The sequence below is a fragment of the Oleiphilus sp. HI0117 genome (assembly GCF_001635235.1).
In genome coordinates this window covers 1-1,145 of sequence record NZ_LWGA01000113.1, presented here as the reverse complement: position 1 = coordinate 1,145, position 1,145 = coordinate 1, and the positions used below count along the sequence as shown (strand labels likewise).

General features: G+C 46.8%; 4 protein-coding genes. All 4 read right to left on the bottom strand.

The features are described from left to right. The coding region (rplO, locus tag A3757_RS01645) for a 50S ribosomal protein L15 (RefSeq protein ID WP_068739051.1) at window positions 1-351 on the bottom strand (351 nt) is incomplete at its 3' end. 1 nt (window position 352) lies between these two features. Continuing rightward, window positions 353-538 (bottom strand): 50S ribosomal protein L30, encoded by a 186-nt coding sequence (gene rpmD / locus A3757_RS01640; protein WP_068508545.1) that lies wholly within the window; start codon window positions 536-538, stop codon window positions 353-355. A 4-nt stretch (window positions 539-542) separates the two neighbouring features. After that, complete coding sequence (gene rpsE / locus A3757_RS01635; protein ID WP_068508544.1) at window positions 543-1,043, bottom strand: 30S ribosomal protein S5; 501 nt, start codon at window positions 1,041-1,043, stop codon at window positions 543-545. Between the two features lie 11 nt (window positions 1,044-1,054). Next, a partial coding sequence (locus tag A3757_RS01630; RefSeq protein WP_304439161.1) for a 50S ribosomal protein L18 occupies window positions 1,055-1,145 on the bottom strand: 91 nt, incomplete at its 5' end.

Sequence of the window (1,145 nt, the reverse complement as noted above, 5' to 3'; positions counted from 1 at the left end):
AGATAACTCGCCCGACAAAATAACTTTAGCCTGCTTAGCATCACGACGAACCAAGTTTGCGTTTTTCAACGCATCCAAGTCGATAACATCAGCTTCGACAGCTGCTAATTCGTTCAAACGAATTTCAGCAGAGTACTTAGCTTGACGTGAACTGAAACCGAACTTTGGAAGTCGGCGTGCTAGAGGTTGCTGACCACCCTCGAAACCTGGCGCTACAGAACCGCCAGAACGAGACTTCAAACCCTTGTGGCCACGACCACAAGTTTTACCAAAACCACTACCAATACCGCGACCTACACGTCGAGCTGTAGGCTTTGATCCAGGAGCTGGACTTATTGAATTAAGACGCATTTTATTCTCCTTCAATCCTAACCATGTAGTTAACTTTGTTAGCCATACCGCGAACTGAAGGTGTATCTTCCAGCTCTACAGTCTGACCAATCTTACGTAGACCAAGACCGGTAACACACGCTCTATGAGCAGGTAAGCGACCAATCGGGCTACGGTACAATGTAACCTGTATTGTTTTCTTAGCCATGACCTTATCCTGTAATTTCGTCTACAGACTTGCCGCGCTTAGCAGCAACGTCTTCTGGTGACTTCATTGCACTCAAACCTTTAACTGTTGCGCGAACAACGTTAACTGGGTTTGTAGAGCCGTAGCACTTAGCAAGTACGTTTTGAATCCCTGCGACTTCTAGCACTGCGCGCATTGCGCCGCCAGCGATGATACCAGTACCATCTGAAGCAGGCTGCATATAGACCTTAGAGCCACTATGCTTTGCAGTTACAGGATATTGCAAGGTTGTACCGCTAAGAGGTACGTCAACCATATTCTTGCGAGCTGCATCCATTGCTTTTTGAATAGCGATTGGAACTTCACGCGCTTTACCACGACCGAAACCTACACGACCTGCACCATCACCAACAACAGTTAGTGCTGTGAAACCGAAGATTCGACCACCTTTAACAACTTTTGCTACACGGTTAACTTGTACAAGTTTTTCCTGTAGCTCTGGACCGTTTTTGTCTTCTACGCTCATCGTAATGCCCCTTAGAACTCTAATCCGGCTTCACGCGCAGCGTCAGCCAATGCCTTTACACGACCGTGATATTTAAAACCAGCACGATCAAATGCTACTCTT

What these genes read in the sequence shown, in the direction of transcription:
- rpmD (WP_068508545.1), bottom strand. Translation starts at nt 538, where the DNA reads ATGGCTAAGAAAACAATACAGGTTACATTGTACCGTAGCCCGATTGGT.
- rpsE (WP_068508544.1), bottom strand. Translation starts at nt 1,043, where the DNA reads ATGAGCGTAGAAGACAAAAACGGTCCAGAGCTACAGGAAAAACTTGTA.